Origin of the sequence: Stieleria varia (genome assembly GCF_038443385.1) — a bacterium.
In the GTDB taxonomy this organism is placed as follows: domain Bacteria; phylum Planctomycetota; class Planctomycetia; order Pirellulales; family Pirellulaceae; genus Stieleria; species Stieleria varia.
Map to the genome: position 1 here is coordinate 7,822,691 of NZ_CP151726.1, position 25,827 is coordinate 7,848,517.

Here is a 25,827-nt window from a genome sequence, read left to right on the forward strand (position 1 = left end):
TGATGAATAATCCGGGCTAGCGGTCTGGGACAGCTCGATGTTCGGGTTTGCCGTAGTGGATCTTGTTAAAGATCCCACCGCTACAGGATCTTTAACAAGATCCACTACTCTAAAAATAAGTTGTCACAGACCACTAGTGTGACAGCGAACGCAACAGTTTCGGTACTTCGATCGATGCTTTTCCACGAATCGTCTGATCAAAGATACTGCTTTGAGGCGTGTCATCCAAATTGATTTCGATGCGTCGGCAATCGGCACGCGTAGCCGTCACAATACCAGCCGCGGGGTAAACGACGGCGGAGGTTCCGATCGCGAGAAACAAATCGGCTTCGGCTGCCGCGTCGGCGATTTGCTCCAAACCAATCGGGATTTCGCCAAACCAGACCACGTGTGGTCTCAAGCATCCCAGCCATTGAGGGTTTTTGGGATGAGGCGTGGACGTGGAAAGGTCATCCGTCCAGGGAAAAATCTCGTCCGTCTTGGTGCAGCGGACCTTGAGCAGCTCGCCGTGCATCGGCAAGACGTTCCTACTGCCTGCTCGCTGATGCAAGTTGTCGATGTTTTGAGTGACCAACAAGATGTCATCGTTGTGTTGCTGCTCGAACTCGGCCAAGGCGAGGTGTGCCGCGTTGGGCTGGATGTCGCTTTCCTGCAAGCGGGCACGACGCGCGTTGTAGAACTTGTGAACCAGCGACGGGTTTCGAGCGAAACCCTGAGGCGTGGCCACTTCTTCGATCGCGTGGCCTTCCCACAATCCATCGTCACCACGAAAGGTCGGGATCCCAGACTCGGCCGAGATTCCCGCACCGGTCAGCACGAGTATTTTCATCGTATCGATTTCATTGATCGGTTTAGCGAACGACGCTCATGTAGAAGCTAAAGATTCGCTTGTCGTCGGTGTCCGCCATCGCAACGGGGAATGCAAAGTCGAATGCGAGCGGCGCGGGGCCGAGAGCGGGAATGGCGACCCGCAAACCGGCACCGGGTGCGACTCGGAACGAATCACTGTTCAGCTCGATGTCTTGCTCGACGGTTCCAAAGTCAACAAACGTGACTCCACGGAACGCGTCGTCCGCGGTGATCGGGAACATGTACTCGACGGAGTTGAGCCATTGAAAACGACCACCCGCTTCGATCCCGTCGACCACCGGGCTGGCACCCCGAAAATCGAAACCTCGGATCGTCGCGTAGCCACCGGCAAAGAAATTTTCGAAAATGGGTGTGTCGTTGCCACTGAAACCGAGCTGCGTGGAATACGACAAGGTTTGCTTGCCCGAGTTGTCGGCTCGTGAAGTCAGCAACCAATACTTGCGATACTCGGCTTCGATCTTGGAGTAGTCAAAGTCACCAAAGACTTCTTCGAAACTGAGCTGAAAGTAGTGACCGCTGCTGGGCTGGATCGGGCTGTCACGCGTGTTGTGCGTCAAGCTGATCAGGCCGCTGTAGAGTTCGTTGCGACCGACGGCATCAGCCAGAATGGGTGTTTGAGTCAATCCGCCGCCGCCATCGGGAACGGTTGCACGTGCATCGTCGAGCTTGACCCGTTGTCCACTGATGCCGACCGAAAGCGAAAGGTCAGGTGTGATTCGATAGCCCAAGCTCGTTCGCATCCCCAACCGGTTTTCGTCCCAGTCGCGGAACCGTCGATCATACAAGAACCCGCTGACCGAGAAACTCAGTGGCAAGTAACCCAACAGATTGGGAGTCGCCCATTGAGCTGAGTAGCGGTCGAACTGACTACCGGGCGCCATTTCCAATCGGAATGTTTCACCTGCGCCACGAAACGCAGTGCCGCCCAGCAGGTCTCGGAAAGATCGAGGCCATCGGGTGATGTCAAAGTTCCGCTCATCGACCGTGATTTGGCCGGTGACGCCGGCGTCGCTGTTGACCGCTGCACCAAACATGATCCGACCGGTACGTGCCGGAAACCCGTTGACGATCAAATCGGCGACGCGAACATTGGGCGAGTACACAGGGTCGGTCCCGATCGGCGGGAATGCCGGCCCGAGTCCAGGGATGGTGGACGGTTGAGGCTGGACCGTTCGTGGTCCGAATTGAGTGGGAGGGAATGTCGTCGTGCTGTTGACCACCGGCGGCGGTGGCTCGGCTAAGTATCCACCCTGCGGGTACTGCTCGGATGGATATTGCTCAGCGGAATACGGATTCCCTCCCGCGTTGGGCTGGACGGCGTATCCATTGCTATCGACCAATGGAACGGGGGCCGGCTGAGTGTAGGGTTGGTTGGTGCCCAAAGTGTAGCCCGGCTGTGGTGGCTGCGGGACGGATTGTCCGGAATATTGATTGGGGTATTGGCGAGCTACATACGGCTCATCAATAGCTGCCGTTTGAGCGACCAAACCGTTGATTGCGTTCTGTCCGTCCAGTGGTGCCGAGTGAATGGCGTGAGAAACGCCTCCGGGCATTGGGTATCCACTCTGCTGCACTGCTTGGGTGACAGGGTTCACGGTGGTCGCATCAGCTACCGTCGCCACCGCCCCGCTACCTGGAGCGGCATTGCTGGCGGACATGCCGCCTGATTGGACTGCGGGGAATCTCGGATTCAACTGGGCGCACCCCGTCAGCGTCGCGGTGAACGCCATGACGATCACGCAAGCCAAGTATCCGCAGCGTCGGTATGTGAAAAGTTCCATTCGGTCCGTTGCACGTGAAAGGGAGCGAAAGAGTGATCGGTAAAAGTGCCCGAGGATGAGCAACACGGTTCTGAACGACAAGTGATTCATCAGCGGTACCTGCTTTCAGCCGGCTCGACAATGATGTCCGGCGGATCGGCGACTTGGGGGTTCGTCTCCAGCAGGTTGCTGCCGACCACACGTCGTCGAGCCGTCTCGAGGAACTTGCGATTGATCCAATCGCCCTCACGCATGTCGAGCATGTTCAGCATCACGGTCTCACGCATCAGGTGCGGTTCGCCTTCGATGTTGACTCGGATCTTGCCGATCTTCCAACGATCGCCTTCGGTGATTTCGTAAACGAGATCGACCGACTGATCGTCGTCACGCATGATCGTCCGCGGATTGACTTCGGCGTAGATGAACCCGAGTTCGCCGTAGCCGTAGACGAGTTCACCGACGTCTTTGCGAAGCGTGGTGCCGTCAAACATGTCGCCTGATTTGAGTGTCAGTCGTTTGAACAGTGATTCTTCTTTGACAAACTGGGTGCCGGTGATTTGGACGCTGTTGATTTTGAATCGTTTGCCTTCGTTGATCACAAATTTGACCGTCAGCCACTTGCCCGTCTCGTCGTAGAAAATTTGTCGGCCGACTGTGGCGGTCAAATATCCCAGGTTGTGATAGGTGGAGGCCAGGATGTCCACGTCGGCATCGATCTTGTTCATGTCGGCGATGTTGAACGACCAACGTCCGACGTACATGAACGGCCCTCGGCTCTTGATGATTTTTTTCAAGCGAGCTTCACTGAGCAGTTGGTTGCCGACGATCTGAATGTCGTGGATGCGTTCCAGTGGTCCTTCATTGATCCGAAAGACAACCGCGCCAGGGTCGTCTTTGAATCCGATGACCGAGGTGATGGCGATCTGATTGAAACCTTTTTCTTTGTAGAAATCGATCAGCCGTCGGCGTGCCGATTCGATCGCAAACTCGCTCAGCGGGTCGTTCACGCTCAAGCCGGTGCGTCCAGATAGTTCGCGATCGTTCAAGCCGCGTCGTCCGTGGAATTGGATGCTGGTGATCAGGGGACGCTCGTGGACGAAGAACGTGATCGCCATGCCCTCGTCGGTTTCGGTTTCTTTGAACGTGACGTGGTCAAACGAACCCATGTCTTGCAAACGTCGCACGTCACCGAGCACTGTTTCGTAATCGTAGAAACGTCCTTTGCGGGTTTGCAGTTGCTGAGAGATGGCCGCCGTGGTCAGCTTGCGATTGCCCGAGACTCGAACCGTGGCGACGAGCTTTTCGCCTTTTTCGCGAGCGATCGGTAGGGAATCGAGTGTGTGAATATGGTCACGAAACTTAGGACGCTCGGCCGGTCCCGGCACACCGCCGCCACCGCCCGCGCCGCCAAACCCGCCGCCACCGAACTGTGCAGAGGCGCGGGGCGATAGGGCTGCAAAAATGCACCCGAGGGCCAACGCCGCCAGTATTGTCAGGAAGGCTGCGTGTCGTTGGCGAGGCCGGGCCAGTTCTGAAGTGGCCAGTTCTGAAGTGGCCAGTTCTGAAGTGGCCAGTGCCGAAGTGGCCAGTGCCGAAGTGGCCAGTGCCGAAGTGGCGTGGGCCGAAGTGGCATGGGCCGTAGTGGCATGGGCACACATCGCCAGACCTGCTGGTTTGCTCGCTGGCAATCGTTCGAAACGAGTTTCCACCCTGGGATCCTCCTGGAACGCTTCTGTTCGCGGTATCTTGGTTGACGTCATGCCGTGCCGTTGACCGTAGTTACTGACCGTGGTTGCTGATCGTTTGTTGCATTTTCAATGGCCTGGACACAGAATCCGCTGCGTGCGAGGCCAATCAACCCGATACGTACCAACGCTGGCTTCATCGACACAAGGTAGATTCGCCCCTGCGGCTTGAACAAAAGCGCGTCTTTTTGACAACCTTTTCCGCAAGACGTAACCGTCTGCCGCCTGGCGGGCTCTGACGTCCTTGTCCCGCATTTGCCGATCCCACCAAGTCGCTTCCTCTTGCCGCGTCGTTGTCCATGGACGAAGTCATCATTGTGTCGAGCCCGAAAGCGGGCAGTGGAGCAGGTCGGGAACAGATTCCTCGCTTGGTCGAAATGCTGACCGAGTCGGAAATCCATCATCATTTGACCGTCTCCATCGACGAGATGATCGATCATGTTGCTCGCATTCGCAGCACGGGTGAGGCGGAGCCACTGGTCATTGCCGCCGGTGGCGATGGCACCGTCAGCTTGGTTGCGAAGCACTTGGACTGCGAAACTCGAATTCTGCCCTTGCCGTTGGGGACCGAGAATTTGCTGGCAAAATATTTTGGGCACAGTTGCAACGCGGCTCACGTCATGCAAACCATTCGGACCGGAACCGAGTTCAGACTGGACGCTGGCTTGGCGAACGGGCAGTTGTTTCTCGTGATGGTCTCGTGCGGCTTCGACGCTGACGTCGTTCGACGACTCCACCTCAAGCGGCGTGGTCACATACGCAAGTTCAGCTACGCCAAGCCGATTTGGCAGTCGTTGATGAGATATTCATTCCCAAGAATCCGGGTGAGCTTAGGTTTCAATGGAATTGACCCGCCCACTGGCACAGCCGTGGGGGACGGTGACGAAGTCGCGTGGGCGATGGTGTTCAATCTGCCCAAGTATGGTGGTGGCCTGCATATCATCCCTGATTCGGTGGGCAACGACGGCAAACTGGACTTGATCACCATGAAGAATGGTTCCGTGTTTCACGGCTTGCGATATGTCATGGGGATCGCAACTGGTCGCCACCAAACCTTTTCGGACGTGAAACGTTGCCAGGCGACCAAGCTGCGTCTGGAATCGGAGAGGCGAGTGCCTTACCAAGTCGATGGCGACTATGCGGGACGCCTACCGCTGGAAATCGAGATCTTGCCCTCACGTGTTCGTTTGCTGGTACCGGTCGAGTTCGCAAATGCACACGGTTCCTTGACGACCTAGTCAATCTTGGCGATCTGATCTCAAATGAGAGGAAACGATCATGGCACGTTTCTTTCCACCCAGCCCGAGCATCACATGCTTCCTATCGACATCGTTTCACGCGTTTTGCACGTCTTGACCGCCATCATGTTGCTCGGCGGCAGCATTTTCACGCTGCTGGTGCTACTGCCGTCGGCCAAGACATTGTCCGACGAATCTCATCAGCAACTTGCCTCTGCGGTCGGCGGTCGCTGGAAACGTCTGGTCCACGTCGGAATCCTGTTGTTGCTGGCGACGGGACTCTACAACTACGTGCGAGCCGTATCCCTGCACAAAGGGGACTCGCTCTACCATGCCCTGTTGGGAACAAAAATGCTGTTGGCGTTGGCCGTGTTCTTTCTCGCCTCAGCGCTGGTGGGACGCAGCAAGAAACTGCAGCCGATCCGAGATCAACGCAAACGGTGGATCACTGTTGTGGTCCTGATGGGCATTGCAATCGTTGCCATCTCGGGGTTTGTCAAAGTCCGCGGGGTGCCGGCAGGACTGGCGACGATTGAGAATATTTCGACAGAAGAATTTGAGCCGCAAACTCCAACTCAACCGTGAGAGACTTCAAGCCGCTTTGCGAACGGCATCGTCGACGGTTTCGTCACCGCCGGTGGATCGGTCCGCAGAGCGGCGTCGCCCTGTCAATTCTGGTTGCATCTTTTCAAACAAGCTGCCCAAGAGCTTGGGATGCGTGCATGCATAGGCCCACAGCAGACCGAACGCGGCACCACCGAACAAATCGCTGACGAAGTGAGCCCCGGTGTGCAGACGCTGCACGAATGTTCCCAAACAGATCAAGGCAAAGAGCCATCGTCCACGCGGCAACACGGCACACAAACCGATGGTCAATGCGATCGCGGTGGCTACATCTCCACTGGGAAACGCTCGCGTGCTGGCGTCGAACGTAGCAACCTGACTGAGATTCCAATCGAAAGCCCACAGCCAAGCCGAGTCGTGACGGGCCATGTCAAGGTTCAAGCCGCTGGGGCGCGGACGCAGCACGAACATCTTTACCATCGTCGCAATGGCTCCGGCACCCATCGCCATCGTCGCTAAACGAGGCAAATGCCATCGCAGTCGTGGGGCCATCAAAAAGATAGCAACGAACACGAGCAAAATACCGCTGCCGTGTGAGAACACACGCATCAAATCAATTGCGTCAGAAAGCTCCTTGGGCAACGGTTTGGACGCAAACCATTGTGCCATCGGGACATCGATCAAGGTGATCATGGGCACGGTCAGCAACATGATCGAGGCGATCCACAACAACAATGACGGGCGAATGTACCCGACACGCTGGGTGATCGTGGGGGCCCGCAACGCCATCATTGCAATGAGAGGAGTGGGCTTGTCGTCGGATCGTGTTTCACGCGGTGGCATGGACGATAACCTTGCAGACACAGTCGGTGTGGTCGCACAACATCAGTGCATCGGGAACGTAACCAAATCGCATCCCCGAGCGAAAGATCAGCGTTGCGACGCCATACTTCATCGACCAACGAGGCAGGCATTGTCCGCCCGTTTGAACAGTTTTGTTGAACTTTGACGATTAGGCGGCCGATGACGATCCTAACGAAAAAGTATTTCACTGTTCTGGACGTCTGCCATGTCACTGTTGCGCATTTTACCGTTGGTCGTACTTGGTCTTGCTACGATGGGACTCACCGGCTGCGTCGGGCCGATGGGCGTCGGGCCGATGGGCGCAGGTTGCTGTGGCCCCGCGATCGGTGGACACGGATGCTCCACGTGCGACAACTGCACTGGGTGCGGTGAGCTGTACGTCGATCCGTGGATCAATCATCCCGCCGACTGCGTCGATCCCTGTGATCAATGCGGAAACCACAACGGACAATCCTGTGGAAAATGCCGTTCCGTGTTCTCCGGCATCGGCAGCTTGTGGGGATACAAATGTGGTTGCGACGGATGCAGCACCGGGTGCGCTACAGGATGTGATGCCGGTTGCGATGCCGGATGTTCCTGCGGCAGTTGCTCAGGAGGATTTGTAGAACCCGGTTGTGGAATCGAACCTGGATGTGGAATCGAACCCGGATGTGGAATCGAACCTGGTTGCGGTTTGGAACCGGCGTGTGGCTGCGAGCCGGGCTGTGGCTGTGAGCCGGGTTGCGGAATGGAAGTCGGCTACCCGAGTGACGTTCACTATTCGACACCCCAGGTCATCGGCGAAAGCTCGATGATGCCTCCGCAAGGAGAAGTGCAAATCGCGCCTGCACCGTACCGACCACACCGAACGAGAAAGATCTTCAACCCTCGCCCTAGTGTCGCTCAAGGGCACACCAATACGACGAATCGCTAATCACGTCGCGGCAGTTCTGCTTGTCCGGCGTCGGGAACCGTCGGTGCGACCACGTCAAACTCGCTGGGTTTCGCGTTCTTGCGATTCAGATTCAAGATCACCAGCAGGGCGATGATCGGCAGCATGGCGAACACAAACACGAGCAGCGCTTTTCGAAGCGCTGATTCGATCGCCGCATTGCCCCGATCAGCAGTCTGGTCAGCAGTCTGGTCAGCAGTCTGGTCAGCAGTCTGATCAGCAGTCTGGTCATCATTCTGGGCACCATCCCGGTCACCGCGATCGAAATTTTCGGTCGCCGAGTCTTCTGTCGGTGTCTGTTTCTGCTGCCAATCATCACTCACCGGTGTCTTCTCCGTCATTTCGGCTGAGGCTGATAAAGGGTCCAGGATAGCACCCGAGGATACCAGATAAAATCGTGGGCAGAAATCGATGACAACAACCCTTTGTCGTTCATTCCATGTACGATTTCAGTTCCCCGCACCATGCTCTCCTATCCTCCAATCGACCGGACCTGCCTCCAATGAACCGTCTTGCCTGCTTTCTCGCCTTGTTCGTTCTGGCTGCCCTGCCCCTGCAAGCCGAAAAACCTCAACCGGTGCGAATGGGCGCCGGCGACATGACTTTTGACACAGTCCCTGGATGGGGACTGCGGCCAGACGGAAATTCACCATTGGGGCCCACACACGGGGCCGTCGTGATCGACAAGTCGGGCAACATTTACACCAGCGCCAAAGCCGGTGTGTTCGTGTTTTCGCCCGAGGGTCAAGTGATCCATTCGTACCTGGGGCCGGATTACAGCAACATCCACGACATGGAGATCCGCCAGGAGGACGACGGTGAATTCATCTATGGTGCTCGCAATCAGAATGCGGAAGGCATCAAGTTCAACGTGCACAACGGCGAGATTGTTCTGCATCTGCCGTTCCCCAAGGAGTCCGGGTTGGATCTCAAAAAGTTCAATCCGACCGCGATCACCGTGGCAACCAACGGCGACATTTATCTTTCCGACGGATACGCCAGCAACCACATCTTTCGGTTCGACAAGACCGGCAAGTACCTGAGTCACTTCGGTGAAAAGGGCAACGACATGCGGCAGTTCAACACGGCTCACGGGATGACGCTGGACACTCGCTACGAACCGAATCGTTTGCTGATCTGCGATCGCAATCACACGCCCAAGGGACGCTTGCTGCATTATGACTTGGACGGAAACTTTATCGAGGAAGTCATCACGGGGCTGGGGATGCCGACTTCGGTTTCCATCCAAGGTGATTTCGTTTCGGTGCCTGACTTGCAAGGTAGGTTGGTGATCCTGGATAAGTCCAACCGGATCATTTCGGTGCTGGGGCACAACCCAGACCCCAAGAAAGGCGGCAGTTTCAACGTGCCTCAATCAGAATGGATCGAAGGCATCTTTAGCGGCACCCACGGATCGTTCTGGGACAAAGACGGCAACCTGTACGTACAAGACTGGAACGTCGCAGGTCGCCTGATGAAACTCGTGAGAGTGAAGTGAATTGCCCGGCTGAGGCCGGATGGAGCCTGAACCAACGGCTAGTGCATCCTAGCCGCCGATCCCTGCTAGCCAGCTCAAGAGTGCGATGACCAAGAAGCACACGACAACGGAGATGGCAAAGCCGATCACGTCCGAGGGGCGCGGCCGCAACGCTTCGAAATCGGTCCCGGGAAAGAGCCGTTTGTCCTCGAAACGTTTGGGATTTCGGTAGGACTCTTCCAAGTTTCTTCGATCCGTCTCGGGATCAGGATCCACCTCCGTTTTCATCTTGACGTAGTAGCGGTCCAGAGCGGCTTGAGAAGTGCGTGGTGTGAGATAGCTGGCAACGATCAAGACGAGGAAGGGCAAAAGAACACGGGTAGGCAAACGCAACGTTTCGATCGTTGCTTTGGATGCGTTGGCCAGATCGACACCCAAGTAGTGATAGATCAAAAAATCGAGATTGAACTGTCCTTGCCCCTTCAATTCTCCCACGCGACGTTCGGTCAAGATCGACATTTTGCCGTCATCGGTTTGATCGACGCGTTCAAACGCAGCCTTTACCGACTCGACGCCACCACTCCAAAAGACAGATTTATCACCTGATGTGAGGACCACATTGATTTCGTCGCCCACACTGCAGTCCGGTGGTTCCACACCGATCTTCTTGAGCAACTCTGCATTTCCGTCGGCTTGACTCACAGCCTTGATCCAGGCTTCGTGTCGAGCGACGTCGGCTGGCGTCGCGGCGCGAGTGATCGTCTTGGTGACGCGATTGGTTGTCGTTGTCCATTGCGGGCTGGTCCGCATCTGAGGGGCCAGTGCAGGAATAACAATCGGCAACAGAAAAAAGACGAGAGTCGAAAAAGCGATCGTGATCCAAACCGCTGTGGCATTGGCACGACGCCAAAACATTCCGATCCAAAATGGCGCGGCGAACAAAATCGTCAACTCGATCGCAAAGGTGAATTGTGCGAAGACATCTGCCATGGTGATGGCAACGATCGACGCGCCGACGATGATCGCCAATCCGGTCACCCGAGCCACTTTGACACTCTCTCTGTCCGTGGCGTCGGGATTCACGTAGGTGGCGTACAGGTTGCGAGTGATCAATGCCGAACTGACGATCATGTAAGTGTCAGCCGAGCTCATCATCGCGGCCATCAAACAGGCAAGCATCAGTCCGACCAAACCCACGTTGAGCGGACCCAGAATTTCTCTCGCTGCAATTCCCCAAACCAAATCAGGATCTACGGCAAGCTCAGGACGGCCGGCCAGTAGGGCCAGTGCGATCAATGCGGTCAATGCCCAACCGACCGTACACAGACGCTTTAAAAAGTTGCCCACCACCAGTCCGATTCGAGCTTCGTTCTCACTTTTAGCCGAACCGCCGCCGGTCGCGATGAAGTGAGGTTGAACGACAATCCCCACCAAGGCCAGCAGCGTCAAGGCAAAGATGTACTGCGGCGGGAACTCTCCTGCGCTGGGTCCGGTAAACAGATTGAAATAGTCCCCCGAAACTCGCTGGTGCATGATCGTGAATCCATCCATGAATCCTTGCGTGGAGGGATCGCCGAACTGCTCCACAAGTGCCCACAGTCCATACGGAATCAGCAGCACGCTCAACAGGATGATGAAGACACCCTGGATCAAGTCGGTCCAATAAGCTGCAGTCAACCCGCCCAGAACACCGTAACAGATCACGATCCCAGCCAATCCAGGAACCAGGATGTACTTCAAATCCAGACCCGCGATTTCATCCGTTCCCATCAAGGGAACGGCAAACTTTGCAATCGCCGACAGCATGGTTGACAGGTAGAACATGTAAAACAGAATCGCAAACACGGCGTAAGCGGCACCAAGTGCTTTGGACTCGTAACGTTCCACGAACCAATCGCCCAGTGTCAGGTGACGCATGCGTCGGTACCAAACCGCCGTGATCCAGTACACGGGGGTCACGAACAGCCACATCAGTGCCGACCAAACGCCGCTCAATCCGCTGGTCCATCCCGTTCGCCCTACTTGGATCGGCTCGTGCGCGCCGGTGCCGGCACCAAATGCGGCGAACGTCTGCAGGAGCTTCCCGAACCCACGGCCGCCCATGAAATAGTCCTCTTGGCCTTTGACTCGCCCCATCGCCCACAGACCGATGGCGATCATGATGATGAAGTAGACGGCAACAACGACGTAGTCGATCCAGGACATCTGCGATACTCAGGAAGGTGGGACTGTGGTGGGCGAGATTGAGAGAAGGTGGCCAGGTGGCAAAATCGCGAGTTGAGCCTTGATACCAGCACGACGCTGGAGAGAATGCCATGGCTCAGTTTAGCTGACCGACCTTTTCGCGTGTGGGTACCACTTGGCGATGGAGGGCGAAACGGTTCCGCCTGCAATCGGTGATGAACGTTGATCGACTATCTCCCGACGCTCCACGTTTTGCACAAAGGTCATCGCCGGTGGAGATGCCGGTATATTCAAGGCTCTCCTTCACACTCACTCGCCTTCCAAGCCCGCTTCAACGGACAATCCGAGATGCTCAAGATTCTGTACACCGTAGCCGTTACCGCTTTGTTGATCGGACTGTTGCCCGCGAAGGATGCCAACGGCGATACGACAGGTGACCGCCCCAATGTGCTGATCATCTTGGTCGATGACATGGGGTATGGTGACCCGCAATGCTTTAACACAGAGTCCAAGATACCCACACCGAACATCGACTCGCTGGCAAAGTCCGGCATGCGGTTTACCGACGCCCACGCACCCGGACCGCTTTGCCACATGTCTCGCTACGGCCTGATGACAGGACGCTATCCCTTTCGCATCAATGTGAACAAATGGCCCAAGGAGCCATTGATCGACGAAGGGGAAACGACGATCGCTTCACTGATGTCCGATGCGGGTTACTCGACGGCGATGGTGGGCAAGTGGCACGTCGGATTCGACGAACAGGGGTACGATCAAGATCTCAATGGCGGTCCAGTGGATGTGGGCTTTGATTCGTTTTTCGGCATTCGCGCGTCCACGGACATTCCTCCGTATTTTTACATCCGTGATCGGCGAGCGGTCACTCCTCCGACTCAGACGATTGAAGCGAGCCAGAGCGAAGGCTGGTCGCCGATCCAGGGTGCGTTTTGGCGAGCCGGCGGCATCGCACCGGATTTGCGATTGCACGACGTGTTGCCGCGGTTCGCGGACGAGGCCTGCAAGGTGATTCGCGATCATCAGACGGCGACAGAACAGAAACCGCTGATGTTGTACGTGGCGTTTCCAGCGCCGCACACGCCATGGCTGCCCGACGAAGCGTACCGGGGGAAGAGCGGTGCGGACATGTACGGTGATTTCACGATGATGGTCGACGCCATGGTCGGCCGGATCCTCAAGCAGCTCGACGAATCGTCGATGTCGAACGACACTCTGGTGATCTTCACCAGCGACAACGGGCCGACTTGGTACGAGGCCGACGTGAAACGACTGGGACACGACAGCTCAGGCGGATTGCGAGGGATGAAAGCCGATGCGTGGGAGGCCGGTCATCGAATGCCTTTTGTGGTGCGTTGGCCGGGTGTGGTGAAGTCCGGCACGGCGAGCGATCGCTTGATCAGTTTCTGTGATCTGCTGGCGACCTTGGACGAAATGGTTTCGGCTGGAAGAGTGTCCTCGGAGTCGACAAGCCAGGCCGGCCCCGACAGCTTCAGTTTTCTCTCCGAGTTGACGGGCAAGCCAGCGGGTGACCGCTACCCGGCCAGAGAATCACTGGTGCTCAAGAGCGGCCGCGGATTGATGACCATGCGTCGGGGGCAATGGAAGTACATCGACGGGAAAGGCTCGGGAGGTTTCTCCGAGCGAGACCCCGACGCCGGGTTGGCAGATGAATTCCCCGGACAGCTTTATGACTTGCAGTCCGACCGCGGAGAAACCACGAACGTGTACGCGGATCGCGCCGAGGTCGTGGAGACACTGAAGGCGGAAATGAAAGCGATCGTCCAGGCTGGTCGAAGCCGCAACTAGAAGTTTGGGTTTGCCGATAGGGGATCTTGCCAAAGATCCCACCGCTACAGGATCTTGAACAAGATCCACTACCCTAAAGATAAGTTATCTCAGACCACCAGCACGAAGCGCAAACGAGTGATTCACGGCGTTTCATTCACTCGCTTGCGCTTCGTGCTGGTATTTGCATCTTTTCCAATCAAGGGCACACAAGGCGTCTTTCACCGACTGGTGATTTTAGCGGAATCGATCTTGCTCAATCTTTGCTCCTCGCCGTCCCTTTGCTTGACGTCTTGTACGCCTCGTTGATCCAGAGGAACGACAACGCCGCAACTGACGATAAACTGAATGGCTTCGTCGATCGTCATGTCGACATCGATCGCCTCGCTACGCTTGACCGTGACGGTGAATCCTGTCATCGGCATCGGGCTGGTCGGCATCAAGACGCTCAGCATCGGCTCACCGGTCGCTTCGGCGATTTGTCGGATGCTGTTGCCCGTAACGAAACCGAGCGACCAGATGCCCGCACTGGGATACTCGATCGCAACGACACGGTTGAATTCGATCTCGCGTTCGCTGAATGCGAAATCCGTCACTTGTTTGACGCCGCCGTAGACCTTGTTGACGATTGGAATTCGCAAGACCGCTGCATCAAAAGCGCGAAAGAACCATCGTCCCAGTCCAAACGTGAACAAACGGCCAAGGAAGTACAGGACAGTCAAGAACACGATCAAGAAAACGGGCAGGACGATCTTGCGAGGCATCCATTCGGTTTCGACGTATCGATGCCAGTAGGCGTTTGCGCTGGCCGGTTTGGGAGAATCCGGCCCAAAATAAGCCGCGTTGTCGTCGACGACCTTGACGACATACTCGGGCAAAAACCGGCGACGGGTGGGATCTGGTACGTAGCGAACGCCTTCGTAGGTAAATCCATCCAGCCTGCGGGTGCCTTCAGCGGTCGCGACCGCATCCTTGGGGACTTCCGACTGAGTGCCGCCTGTGGTTTCGCAGTACAGCACCAATCCACTACGGAGTGTGGATTCGATCGGACCGAGCACGTAGCTCTCGATCGTGTTCCATGCCCAGATCAGAACAACAATGGTCAACAGTGGTGGCAGGACCACGCCTAATCCACGAAGAACCGCGCTGCGGAAACCCGCAGCGCGTCTTTTGGGTTTCGGTGGAGGCGTCAGGGTGGGATCCATTTTGAAGAGAAGCCTTATTGGCTTGGATGGCTTGGCGTTTGTGTCGCGCGAGTTGTGAAATGCCTGAATTTGGACGGCCGGTCAACCCCAGACAGCTCTGGCCAGGACCGCCAAGGTCACCCGTCGTGCTCCCGCCTGAATCAGCACCCGCGTGACTTCGTTCGCCGTCGCCCCGGTCGTCAGGACATCGTCCACCAACAATACGTGTCGGCCATCCAATGGTCCATCGTGGCCCGGCAAAAAGCGCCTGCGCAAACCATAGCCCCTGGATAGCGCAAATGCACCTTGAACATTTTTTCGGCGCTCTGAGTCGTTGAGCCAAGCCTGTTTTTGGATTTTACGGGTTGTACGCAGAGGGTAAATCAAGGGCACATCGCCACCGGAATCTTCGGCACATTGGGACGATAGCAGTCCGGAAACCGCTGCAGCGATGGTTTGGTTGCCGTTTCCACGTCGCTGCATCCTTCTGATCCAGTGCGACGGCATCCCGACCACCTCGTCTGGAGGGTCCTCGCGAGTGAACTCCCACACCCGTCGGGCCAGTCGGGTCCCCAGGGCGTGCCCCAACGCCAATTGATGGCCGAATTTGGCCGCCACCACCGCATCGCAAACCATTCCCTCATAAATCCACAGCGGAATCACTCGGTCAAATTCGTAGGTTTCCTTGCGGCACTGGGAACAATCCTGGTGATCGTCCGTTTGAAACGGCGATGGCAATTCCGAATCAGCCCCCAGTAGTCGACTGCCCTGTGGTCGCCCGCACCGGGAGCATGCCGAACGCATCAAGGACTCCGTGATGGTCAGTGATTGGTGGCAGGAGAGGCAAAAATCTGACGTCGAATCGACGGATTCACCGCATAATCGGCAGGTTGGAGGAAACACCAAATCCAGCAGCAAACGGCTACTTTCGCGGGCAAGATCACGGGAACGAGCAAGAAAATGCCACATGAGCAACCGGATCAAAACCCTGGACCAAATGTCGAATCAAATTTTTTTGTTTTTCAGTGCGAACCTACAGTGGGGCACGGCGTCTAAACGATCATCTAAAAGGCAGGCGGAAATTCCGCTGGCTTTTGGTGCCGATCTGGAATACGTTTTATCCAGGTGGGCGATCCCCGTCAGGGTGGCGAGCAGAGTTTTCTAACATAGAGATTTCATCCTGTTCCCATTCCACCGTGACGGAACCTATCGTTCAGGTCTTTTTTCTGTTGTCCGCGCCGCATCCTGACGGGTGCCGGGAGGATTGAAATGCGTTTCGAACAAATCACCGCAGCCATCACACGCTTCGTGGCCGTAACGGTCGCCCGTGGATTCATTGGCACAGAGGCGATTGTCCGCGCATTGCACCTCCATCTACCGATGGCGCGGATGCCTCTGGGGATGTTGTGTTATTCGGGCTCCGGTTCATCGGGCGGCTATCCGCTGCCAGTTGACCTGAGAAGTCTCGAGTTGAAACGCAACATCGAGCTCGCGATTGACAAACAGGGCGTCAGTCCGTGGCAGCGAATACTGCCATCGACCCAACGCCCCGAGGCAGGACTCCGCTTAGCAAATTGCTGAGCAAACGGTCTTACCACGTTAGTCGCGGCGGGTGTCGGTTGTCTGTGCAAAACACGTTTTGCGGACAACGGATCGCTCGTTTGCAACTGCCCTGTCAATGACCTCGCCAGCGGACATTGGCTGAATTTTCCAAGCTCGCTTTGAACACGACCTCGTTTCCCAAACGCTGTCGCATTTCAAAAACACGGCTCCTGAATTCAGCGATCACCGCAAAGCAACGTCGGACTCGGCATTTCCCCGTCCCGCGTGTTCCGACTTTCCCTGCATCTCCGCACGTACGTGCGTCGGATCGCTCAGGAAAGAAAGACTCGCTCGCAGAAACCGAATCATCGATCCGAAGTCACCCGATTTCGGGTCGCGACCATCCCGCGAACTGAATCCGCACCGGTCGAGTTTTTCGGAAGGAACCTGATCATGACTGATAACAGCACTTTGTTGACTGACTACCAAAACTTGACCATCGTCGACTTGGTCCGCGCCGCTCAAACGGGCGATCGAGACGCGTTCGGCGAATTGTTCGATCGCTACCGAGGCGGAATCGTCGCCTTGGCGATGCGTCGTGTCCGAAACGCCGATGAAGCCGAAGAGTTGGCTCAAGACGTTTTCATCCAAGCGATGCAAAAGATCGATCAGTTGCGTGTCCCCGAAGCTTTCGGTGGATGGTTGCGTCGAATCGTTCATCGCATGGCGATCAATCGCGTGACGCGAAACCGTTACGCGGTGGCGTGCGACCCGGAGACCTTGGAAGCCACTTGCTTGGCCAACGGTTCGCCCGACGGCGATGCGGAAGATCGCGAGGAAGCTGCGGCGGTTCGCGACAGCATCGATCGCTTGGGTGCGTTGGATCAACAAACGTTGACCGCGTTCTACTTGCGTGGTCGAACGTTGATCGAAATGAGCAACGAATTCGATGCTCCGATCGGAACGATCAAGCGTCGTTTGCACGTCGCTCGTAAGCGATTGGCAAAGGAAATGGACGTCCTACAAGCCGTCTGAATCTTTACTGCGTGCGGGTCAGCTTGGCCCGCACGCTGTAGGACCAGCGGTAAGTCTTGGACCCTAGAAGCGGCTCGACGGGATGCACGGAGACGAACCCTGCGTCCTGTTCGACCCGCCCGTCCTGGCCAACGCTGAATTCAAAATCGTCGGACAGACGATACCGGGTGCCAAGTGATTGCGGCGTTTCCTTGGACTTGCACGCCCAGTCAAATCGAAAACCACCTTCGATCGGCTCGACACTGACGCTCCAGTGGCTCGTTCCGGCACAGCCGACTCCCAGAACTACATCGCACTGGCCAATGCTTTCGAGCGAAAGTTGCTGCAGGGGTGGAGAACTGGGCCAAGCCTGCTGGCAGTCGCCCGGGACCGACTGCAGTACGGCTGCCGCTGCATCGACGAGGCGATGCACGAATCGGTCATCGCTCCAATCGAATTGCAGCGTCAATCGCCGCGTAAAATCTTGTAGCTGGACGGAGTCCGGTGTCACGACGGAACTCTTGGTTGACGCATTCATTCAGCCGTTACCTTGCTCTGGGTGGAAAGACCATTGAACGCAGCGAGCAAGGCCAAACCGTCGGCTTGGCTCTTCTCAGGGTGAAACTGCGTCGCGTAAAGATTGTCTTGCCAAACCATGGCGCAAAAAGGCCCCCCGTAGTCGCACCGCAGCGCCACGACGGATTCATCCGCAGGCCGAACGAAGTAGGAGTGCACAAAATAAAAGTGTGTGCCGTCGGAGACATCGGCCAGCAATGGCGAATCCGAACACTTGGTGACCGTGTTCCATCCCATGTGGGGCACCTTGTATTTCTCCGGCAATTCAAACCGAACGACTTCGCCGGGCAAGATCCCCAGACCATCGTGTGTTCCGTGCTCAAATCCTTTCTCGAACAGCAACTGTAGCCCAAGACAAATTCCCAAGAATGGCCGGTCCGTCGCCACAAAATCCTTGATCGCCGAACAGAGGTCTCGCCGCCGTAATTCCGCCATGGCATCGCCAAACGCGCCGACGCCGGGCAGGACCAGCTTCTCCGCGGATGCGATTTCGTGGGGATCCGACGAAATCCGAGCCGACCCTCCGATCCGCTCGATCCCCTTCTGCACACTGCGAAGGTTCCCCATTTGATAGTCGACGATTGTGATCATGTTGATGTACCAGCGGCGAGTGGAATGAGCCCAGACCTGCTGGCCCGGATTACGCATGGGCCGCAGCGTGAAAGCGTCCGGTTCCCGATTGTAGGGGCAAGAACCGGACGCTATCGCGTGGCGGCTGATATGCACAGCCTGCTAGAGATGACACGGAGACAAAGGTCTGAGCAGTCCGTTTGTCGAGACGTTTTATCGTGGCAACGGGTTCACCGTCCACCGGGCACACCGTCCACCGGGCAACTCTTGCCCGCCTGAGTGATCACTGTCGGCCAAACGTGACCAACCGAACCAAATCAACAACCGGCACTACAAGCCAGCGGTGATGACAAAGTCGCCAGCTTCAGTTGACTAGGCCGAATCGAACGGCGCGGACCGCGGCATCGGTCCGATCCGACGAATTCGTTTTTCGCAGAATGTTTTGCACGTGTTCCTTGACCGTTTCCACACTGATTTCCAGGGAACTGGCGATTTCTCGATTGCTCAGCCCCATCGCCACATGTCGCAACACCTGCGCTTCACGCGACGTCAGCGGAAATTCAGGTGGCAAGACCCTGGTGTCCACGGGAGCCTGCAGCGTACTGCGAATCTGATACAGCAATCCGTCAGGGTGAGGCCCGGATCGCTCGACCGCATAGCTGATTGCTCGAATGATCAACGGAGGTGGATCGGATTTCAGCACAAAATCATGAGCTCCGTTTGCACTGGCCCGCGCCACGTAGATGGGATTGTCATACGCGCTGAGCATCACAATGGGTAGAGCCGGGTAGTCAGCCCGAATCTTGACCAGCGTGGTCAACCCGTCTTCGCTGGGCATTTGGACATCTAGCAGCACGATATCCAATAGGCCGGGTTCACTCGCCAAACTCGGGATAAGCGACATCGCCTCCTGCGAATCGCCGGCTTTACCGGCAATTTGCACAGAAGTTCCCTCGAACATGTTGACCAAACCTTCTCGCACGGCCTCGTGATCGTCAACGATCAACGCTTGCAGCGGCATCCGATTCCTCTTTGTTTGCCCTTATTTTGACGCCAATTTCACCTCGCCGAAGGATGCCCCACAAAATCGGCGCGTGGCGGAAAAACGCCATATGAAAGGGAAGATTCTGTACATATGCTGACTAACGCATACCCCGCCCCCCCGAAATAGCGGCGAGATGGGTGCCGATACGCCTTCTCTTTTGCCCGCCACGCAATCGTGACCTACGTATCACTGTGCCGTTGCGTCACTGTGCCTTCACGTCACCGTCCCTTCACGTCACGGCGCCTTCACGGCGTCGCATGGGTTCTCAGTCCCATGTGCCCACCACCGCCCAAGAATCGCCATCAAGTACCCCATGTCTGAGTCAGCCAACATCCTGCTCGTCGATGACGACCGTCATTTGGTCCAGTCCATGGCCGAGTGGCTGCGCGAGCTCTCTCACGATGTGGCTGTCGCCCAAAGCGTCTCAGAAGCGAAACAAAAACAAACGCAGCAGCCGTTTGATTTGGTGATCACAGACCTGCGATTGGGTAACGAAGATGGATTTGAGCTGATCCATCACACTCACCAGCATCATCCCAACACAACTGTCCTGGTGATGACGGGTTACGCGACGCCCGCGACAGCGGTGGAAGCGGTTCGCGCGGGGGCGTTCGACTTGCTCACCAAGCCACTCATCGACGACGAACTGAGTCTGGCGATCGAGCGAGCCGTCTCGCAACGCGACATCACTCAGGAAAACGAGCGACTGCGTCAACAATTGGACAAACGCAGCGGCCTGGAAAACATCCTCAGCCACGACTATCGAATGATGAAAATCTTTGATGTCGTCGACAGTGTGGCGGATGCCCGTGCGTCGATCCTGATCACGGGAGAAAACGGAACCGGCAAGAGCATGATCGCGCGGGCGATTCACGCACGCAGCTCACGTCGAGGCAAACCGTTCGTTGAAGTCGCCTGCGGAGCGTTGCCCGACAATTTGCTCGAGAGCGAGCTGTTCGGACACGTCAAAGGTGCCTTTACCGGCGCGAATCATGATCGCGAGGGCAAGTTCCAATTGGCCGACGGAGGGACGCTGTTCCTCGACGAGATCGCAACGGCATCCCAAGCCATGCAGGTCAAACTGCTGCGTGTGCTGCAAGAGTTGCAGTTCGAGCAATTGGGCGGAACCAAAACACACACCGTCGACACACGCGTGATCTTGGCGACGAACGAAGACCTGACGCGTGCGGTCGCCAAGGGAACCTTCCGACAAGACCTGTACTATCGCGTCAACGTCGTCAACATCGTCTTACCCGCGCTGCGAGAACGTGCGGGAGACATTCCTCTGTTGGTGAATCACTTCCTACGCGAAGCCGCCCAGACTTGCGGACGCGACGTCTCTGGTTTTGATCATCAAGCCATCCGTCTCATGCAAGCCTATCACTGGCCGGGCAATGTTCGCCAACTACAAAACGTGGTCGAGCGCGCGGTCCTGCTCTCGCGTGACGGGCGATTGACGGTGGAGGATTTGCCGCCAGAGCTGACAGGCAAGTCAGACGGCTTCACGGACTTCGGCGCCATGCCGCTTCAGTCCACCGCCGGCTCCGCTACCCCGGCAGCCCAACACTCAACGAGTCATCACATCCCGTGTGTCTTCAACGGCAAGAGTTTGCGAGAAGCGTTGGAAGCCCCCGAGCGTGAAATCATCCTGCAAGCGCTCCGGCAGTACAACTGGAACCGCGCTGCAACGGCCGACGTTCTGGAAATCAACCGGACGACGCTCTACAAAAAAATGAAGCGTCTGGGGCTGGACGACCCACGACTGCAGTTCTCCGGCGAAACGCTGTAGCCAGCGCATCGTCCAGAATTAGAACGAGGGTTCGATGAACCAGCCGCCACGCGATAGCGTCCGGTTCTCCGCCTGTAATCAGGAACCGGACGCTATGCCGTGCCGGCTGATGAATAACCCGGCCGCTCACGCGTCGCGGCTCACGGCGTTTGGTGGTGTCTATCGATCTGGACGACCGAACGACCAGTAACCTGCCGGTCCGAAAGACGCGGATGGGTTAAACTAGGGTCGGTCGAAATCCGGTCTGGCAAAAAACGGAACTTGCCAGCCATCTTCGATGCACCCATTCACCCGCCCGCTGACTGACAATCGCTCATGAAATACCCTTTCTTTGGTATTGGCCCGCTCGCGGAGCCACTCGATGCTGAAATCGTCCAATGGAGAACATCACGGACACTGCTCAGCGGTGCCTTGTTAGCGATCGTTATCTTCGCGTGCCTTCTCGCACCGACAGCGTTCTCACAATCGCTCGAGTCACGATTGAATGCACGCTCGCTGGAGCAACTCGTCCAACAGTCGTTGACGCAGGGCGACGCGGTTCGTGGCGCGGTGGTTTTCCATCAAGCCAATGTCGGGTGCGCCAAGTGTCATAGTGTCGATGACCGTCGCGATGAATCGCTCGGTCCCAATCTCGCCAAGTTGATCACCGCACAACCTCACGATGATCGACACGTGGTTCAATCCATCCTGGATCCCTCCGCGATGATCCGGGACGGCTACCAAACGATGTCTGTCCTGCGAACCAACGGCACGGTAGTTGCCGGCTTGCTGATCAGTCAAACCGATGAAGCGGTCGTCGTCAGAGACGTGGCGACCGGTCAACCGATTCGAATCGGATCGCACGACATTGACGACGCGGTACTGAGCAAGACATCTGTCATGCCCGGGGGAATCATCAATACGTTCGCGAGCGAGCAGTCGTTTTTTGATTTGGTACGGTACGTGCTCGAAATCCGAGACGGCGGGACTCAACGCGCTCGCGAATTGCAACCGTCACCCGAACTGATCCAGTTTCGCTTGCCCGACTATGAGTCCAAGGTGGATCACGCGGGACTGATTCGCTCGCTGGACAAGGACTCCTTTTCCAGAGGCAAGGACATCTACGATCGATTGTGCGTCAACTGTCATGGCACGGTGGATCAACCGGGATCTCTGCCCACCGCCATGCGTTTCGCTCAAGGAAACTTTCGCGTGGGTGGTGACCCGTTCTCGATGTACCACACGTTGACCCATGGTTTCGGTTTGATGGTGCCGCAAACTTGGATGGTTCCACGTCAAAAATACGACGTGGTGCACTACATCCGCGAAGCCTATGTCAAACCTCACAATCCCAAGCAGTACGAGGAGATCACCGAGACCTATCTTGAGTCTCTCCCCAAAGGCGACACGTTCGGCCCTGAACCGATCGAGTCCAAACCCTGGAGCGACATGGATTACGGACCGTGGATGTTCAACACCGTCGAGGTTGGCAATGACGGAACCAACATCGCCTACAAGGGGCTCTCCGTTCGCCTTGACCGCGGCCCCGGCGGAGTCGCTCGTGGCAATCAGTGGGTCGTTTTCGATCATGACACGATGCGACTTGCCGGCGCGTGGACTCACGACCCCAAGTCGCCCGCACGGTTCATCGATTGGCGTGGGATTCACTTCGACGGTCGACATCAAGCCCATCCGCGTGTCGCCGGAGATATCGTATTGGCCAACCCGACTGGCCCCGGCTGGGCCAATCCGGAAAACAACAGCTTTGCCGATGACGCCCGCGTGATCGGACGCGACGGCAAACGCTACGGACCTCTGCCTCAGTCATGGGCAAAGTATCACGGCGCCTACCAAAAGGGTGGCCGCATTGCAGTCGCCTATCGTATCGGACCCACCGAGATCCTGGAGTCCTTTGACACTCTGAACCAACAAGCCGACTCACCGGCGTTTGTCCGCTTGTTGCAAATCCAGCCGGGTCAAAAGAACCTTATCGTTTCGATCGCAACGGACACGACGGCCGGTGCAACTGTCCGTGTGATCGATTCCAACTCGGTCGCATTCAACAATGACTCAAATCGCCCGGCGAGACCCGAGACAGCCGCGGAGGTGATCTCCAAAGAGAGTACCGGCCGATTCGACGGTTCAGGGTGGCTACAGACGAACGACGACTCCGCTGCGTTGGATACCTTCGGCGATGACTTCACGATCACCGCCCGTGTTCGTACCAAGAGCGATGGCGTCATCTTTGCTCGCACCTCCGACGCTCCAAACTGGGTGCCAGATGGCACCGTTCTGTTCATACGCGGTGGACGACTGTGCTACGACGTTGGATGGGTCGGAGTCGTACAATCCGACAAACGCATCGCGGACAATCGATGGCATGACATCGCGATGGTTTGGAACAAAGACGCACAACGCGTTCGGTTCTTTGTCGACAACAAACCGGCTGGTGAAGGCAAACTCTCACCACGCAAAAGCATCGAGCGGCCGATCGTTCGAATCGGATACGGTGCGGCAAACTTTCCCAAGGAAACCGGGTTCAACGGTCAATTGGCGGACGTGCGTTTTTACCGCAAAGCATTTTCTGCTGGCGAGATCCAACAACCCGCGACAAACGATTCGGCTTTGATTGCCCGCTGGATCTCCGACGACGACACGGGCCCCAAACTTGAACTGCAACGGGATGCAACTGCCATAGAACCGAATTCCAATCGCTTGGTCGCGGGCATGGCCGGTGACACCGATGGCTGTGAGTTTTCTTCACAAGACGGTCGCCTGTGTCTTTCGATCCCCGGCTTGCAACACGTTCGTCGTCTGGCGATTTGGACGGCTCGGCAAGCCGACGGCGATGTGTCATCCGATCTGGCAAGCGCAAACCAACTTTCACAACGCAACCAGCTGGCCGCTGAACTCCTGGACAACGAAGACTGGTGTCAAGAGATCACCGATCAAGACAAACCGTTGTGGCCGAACGAATTGACGACAAATATTACCGTGAGCCCGGCGGATGCGTCGACGGATTCCAGCGGATTTGCCGTGGATGTGCTGACGGCGCCCGAAAGCAATCCCTGGCTGGCACGACTTCGTTTCTCGGGCCTGGACTTCTTTCCCGGCGGCGACGCGATGGCGATCAGCACATGGGATGGCGACGTCTATCACGTCACTGGACTGCGCGGAGGGGATCAAGCAAAAGAGGATCCGAAATCGCCCGCGATCCTGCGTTGGCGTCGAATCGCGTCCGGTTTGTTTCAACCACTGGGAGTCAAGATCGTGGACGAAACGATCTATGTCACCTGTCGCGATCAATTGGTGATTTTGCGAGACCGCAATCAAGATGGCAGCATCGATTTCTATGAGTGTTTTAATAACGACCATCAAGTCACCGAACACTTTCACGAATTTGCGATGGGGCTGCAACGCGACGACCAGGGCAATTTCTATTACGCCAAATCGGCTCGGCACGCATTGACCGCGTTGGTCCCCCATCACGGCACGCTGCTAAAGGTTACGCCGGACGGTAGTCGCACGGACATCCTTGCCACGGGCTTTCGCGCGGCCAACGGTGTCTGTTTGAACCACGACGGCAGCTTCATCGTCACTGATCAAGAAGGCCACTGGAATCCCAAGAATCGAATCAACTGGGTTCATGAAGGCGGCTTCTACGGCAACATGTACGGCTATCACGATGTCACCGACGAGTCGAACGATGCGATGGAGCAACCGCTCTGTTGGATCACCAACGCATTCGACCGTTCGCCGGCAGAACTGCTGTGGGTGGACAGTCCCAAGTGGGGCAATTTGAACGGCGTCCTGCTCAATCTTTCTTACGGCTACGGCAAGGTCTACACCGTGCCACATCAACACCTCGCCGACGGACGTGTTCAAGGCGGAATGTGCGTGTTGCCGATTCCCCAGTTTCCGACGGGAACGATGCGTGGCCGATTCAATCCTGCGGATGGGCAACTGTATGTCTGTGGACTGTTTGCCTGGGGCAGTAGTCAGCAAGCCAAGGAGGGCGGCCTGTACCGAATTCGATACACCGGCCAAGATGCGACGATGCCCGTCGATACCCAAGCCTCGGGAGACAAACTTTCTGTCATCTTCAGTGATCCGATCAAACTCGAATCGGCAACCGATTTGACGCGATACCAATTGAAAACATGGTCGCTGCGTCGAACCAAAAACTACGGCTCAGATCACCATGATGAAACCCAGCAGACGATCACCGATGTGGAAGTTTCCCCGGATGGACGCAGGGTCACGTTAACGGTACCCGATCTGAAACCGACGTGGTGCTATGAACTGAAGTGCGATATCGACCCCGCATCCGGCGGCCCGCCAACACAACGTGTGATCCACGGAACGCTCCACGAACTCTAGTGGGGGTTATTCATTCGCCGCAGATTTCTGTCACCTCTCCTGGCGCAGGTGACTGCTGATTTAGTGAGCCGCAAGGCGCCTAGAGCATCGTCCAGTCTTAGAACGTGGGTTCGGTAGATGAGCCGTTTTGGCGTTAGCCACGGTTTTCGTGACACAACCGTGGCTAACGCCAAAACGGCTAACCCCAAAATCAAGACCGGATGATGCACTAGCCCGGGACTGCTCAAAACTTGGTGTTGTTTCTTTTTGGGTTTGCGCAAGTTTTTGTCCCTACGGCCGGCGAAGCTGGCGACCCCCAGTGAGCCTCAGGCG

20 protein-coding genes are annotated in these 25,827 nt (G+C 56.7%); 9 read left to right on the forward strand and 11 right to left on the reverse strand.

Annotated elements, in window-relative coordinates; translation table 11 throughout:
- Positions 1–133: 133 nt before the first annotated feature.
- From Pla52nx_RS26305 to Pla52nx_RS26315, 3 genes are read right to left on the reverse strand one after another with little or no spacing between them, the layout of a single operon-like run.
- Positions 134–829, reverse strand: a complete 696-nt coding sequence (locus Pla52nx_RS26305) for an SIR2 family NAD-dependent protein deacylase (protein WP_146518879.1) — start codon at positions 827–829, stop codon at positions 134–136.
- 22 nt (positions 830–851) lie between these two features.
- Complete coding sequence (locus Pla52nx_RS26310) at positions 852–2,741, reverse strand: BamA/OMP85 family outer membrane protein (protein ID WP_231741796.1); 1,890 nt, start codon at positions 2,739–2,741, stop codon at positions 852–854.
- A complete protein-coding gene (locus Pla52nx_RS26315) occupies positions 2,741–4,339 on the reverse strand; it encodes a BamA/OMP85 family outer membrane protein (RefSeq protein ID WP_231741797.1) in 1,599 nt (532 codons plus the stop codon). The genes Pla52nx_RS26310 and Pla52nx_RS26315 overlap by 1 nt, the downstream gene beginning before the upstream one ends.
- Positions 4,340–4,674: 335 nt before the next feature.
- Here Pla52nx_RS26315 and Pla52nx_RS26320 point away from each other — a divergent pair, with 335 nt between their 5' ends.
- A complete protein-coding gene (locus Pla52nx_RS26320; RefSeq protein ID WP_146518880.1) occupies positions 4,675–5,613 on the forward strand; it encodes a diacylglycerol/lipid kinase family protein in 939 nt (312 codons plus the stop codon).
- A gap of 75 nt (positions 5,614–5,688) precedes the next feature.
- Complete coding sequence (locus Pla52nx_RS26325) at positions 5,689–6,198, forward strand: hypothetical protein (protein ID WP_342190264.1); 510 nt, start codon at positions 5,689–5,691, stop codon at positions 6,196–6,198.
- A 6-nt stretch (positions 6,199–6,204) separates the two neighbouring features.
- Here Pla52nx_RS26325 and Pla52nx_RS26330 read toward each other — a convergent pair whose 3' ends face one another.
- Positions 6,205–7,020 carry a phosphatase PAP2 family protein gene (locus tag Pla52nx_RS26330; RefSeq protein ID WP_231741799.1) on the reverse strand — a complete coding sequence of 272 codons (816 nt, stop codon included), beginning with the start codon at positions 7,018–7,020 and terminating at the stop codon, positions 6,205–6,207.
- Between the two features lie 226 nt (positions 7,021–7,246).
- On the opposite strand from Pla52nx_RS26330, the gene Pla52nx_RS26335 reads away from it, so the two are divergent.
- Complete coding sequence (locus Pla52nx_RS26335; RefSeq protein ID WP_231741801.1) at positions 7,247–7,954, forward strand: hypothetical protein; 708 nt, start codon at positions 7,247–7,249, stop codon at positions 7,952–7,954.
- Here Pla52nx_RS26335 and Pla52nx_RS26340 read toward each other — a convergent pair.
- Positions 7,951–8,313 (reverse strand): hypothetical protein, encoded by a 363-nt coding sequence (locus Pla52nx_RS26340; protein WP_146518881.1) that lies wholly within the window; start codon positions 8,311–8,313, stop codon positions 7,951–7,953. The two genes, Pla52nx_RS26335 and Pla52nx_RS26340, sit on opposite strands and share 4 nt — an antisense overlap.
- Before the next feature lie 161 nt (positions 8,314–8,474).
- On the opposite strand from Pla52nx_RS26340, the gene Pla52nx_RS26345 reads away from it, so the two are divergent.
- Positions 8,475–9,470, forward strand: coding sequence for a 6-bladed beta-propeller (locus Pla52nx_RS26345; protein WP_146518882.1), 996 nt, complete (start codon positions 8,475–8,477; stop codon positions 9,468–9,470).
- Between the two features lie 48 nt (positions 9,471–9,518).
- Here the strand turns inward: Pla52nx_RS26345 and Pla52nx_RS26350 are convergent, their stop codons facing one another.
- Positions 9,519–11,654: a sodium:solute symporter family protein gene (locus Pla52nx_RS26350; protein ID WP_146518883.1), complete on the reverse strand. Its 2,136-nt coding sequence runs from the start codon at positions 11,652–11,654 to the stop codon at positions 9,519–9,521.
- Positions 11,655–11,981: 327 nt separating this feature from the next.
- Between Pla52nx_RS26350 and Pla52nx_RS26355 the strand changes: the two genes are divergently transcribed.
- Complete coding sequence (locus Pla52nx_RS26355; RefSeq protein WP_146518884.1) at positions 11,982–13,457, forward strand: sulfatase family protein; 1,476 nt, start codon at positions 11,982–11,984, stop codon at positions 13,455–13,457.
- Between the two features lie 200 nt (positions 13,458–13,657).
- Here the strand turns inward: Pla52nx_RS26355 and Pla52nx_RS26360 are convergent, their stop codons facing one another.
- A complete protein-coding gene (locus tag Pla52nx_RS26360; RefSeq protein WP_146518885.1) occupies positions 13,658–14,641 on the reverse strand; it encodes a DUF502 domain-containing protein in 984 nt (327 codons plus the stop codon).
- 81 nt (positions 14,642–14,722) lie between these two features.
- Positions 14,723–15,589 (reverse strand): ComF family protein, encoded by an 867-nt coding sequence (locus Pla52nx_RS26365; protein WP_146518886.1) that lies wholly within the window; start codon positions 15,587–15,589, stop codon positions 14,723–14,725.
- A 300-nt stretch (positions 15,590–15,889) separates the two neighbouring features.
- Between Pla52nx_RS26365 and Pla52nx_RS26370 the strand changes: the two genes are divergently transcribed.
- Together Pla52nx_RS26370 and Pla52nx_RS26375 are read left to right on the forward strand one after the other, a co-directional pair.
- Positions 15,890–16,201, forward strand: coding sequence for a hypothetical protein (locus Pla52nx_RS26370; RefSeq protein WP_146518887.1), 312 nt, complete (start codon positions 15,890–15,892; stop codon positions 16,199–16,201).
- A gap of 414 nt (positions 16,202–16,615) precedes the next feature.
- Positions 16,616–17,197, forward strand: coding sequence for an RNA polymerase sigma factor (locus tag Pla52nx_RS26375; RefSeq protein WP_146518888.1), 582 nt, complete (start codon positions 16,616–16,618; stop codon positions 17,195–17,197).
- A gap of 4 nt (positions 17,198–17,201) precedes the next feature.
- Here the strand turns inward: Pla52nx_RS26375 and Pla52nx_RS26380 are convergent, their stop codons facing one another.
- The 3 genes from Pla52nx_RS26380 to Pla52nx_RS26390 all read right to left on the reverse strand — a co-directional run bounded on the left by Pla52nx_RS26380 (position 17,202) and on the right by Pla52nx_RS26390 (position 19,343).
- Positions 17,202–17,714, reverse strand: coding sequence for a hypothetical protein (locus Pla52nx_RS26380; protein ID WP_146518889.1), 513 nt, complete (start codon positions 17,712–17,714; stop codon positions 17,202–17,204).
- Complete coding sequence (hisH, locus tag Pla52nx_RS26385; protein ID WP_146519622.1) at positions 17,711–18,343, reverse strand: imidazole glycerol phosphate synthase subunit HisH; 633 nt, start codon at positions 18,341–18,343, stop codon at positions 17,711–17,713. Before hisH ends, Pla52nx_RS26380 begins: the two co-directional genes overlap by 4 nt.
- Positions 18,344–18,686: 343 nt before the next feature.
- Complete coding sequence (locus Pla52nx_RS26390; protein WP_146518890.1) at positions 18,687–19,343, reverse strand: response regulator transcription factor; 657 nt, start codon at positions 19,341–19,343, stop codon at positions 18,687–18,689.
- A gap of 337 nt (positions 19,344–19,680) precedes the next feature.
- On the opposite strand from Pla52nx_RS26390, the gene Pla52nx_RS26395 reads away from it, so the two are divergent.
- Positions 19,681–21,156 (forward strand): sigma-54-dependent transcriptional regulator, encoded by a 1,476-nt coding sequence (locus tag Pla52nx_RS26395; RefSeq protein WP_146518891.1) that lies wholly within the window; start codon positions 19,681–19,683, stop codon positions 21,154–21,156.
- A gap of 315 nt (positions 21,157–21,471) precedes the next feature.
- Positions 21,472–25,515, forward strand: coding sequence for a DUF6797 domain-containing protein (locus tag Pla52nx_RS26400; RefSeq protein WP_146518892.1), 4,044 nt, complete (start codon positions 21,472–21,474; stop codon positions 25,513–25,515).
- The last annotated feature ends 312 nt before the right edge of the window (positions 25,516–25,827 follow it).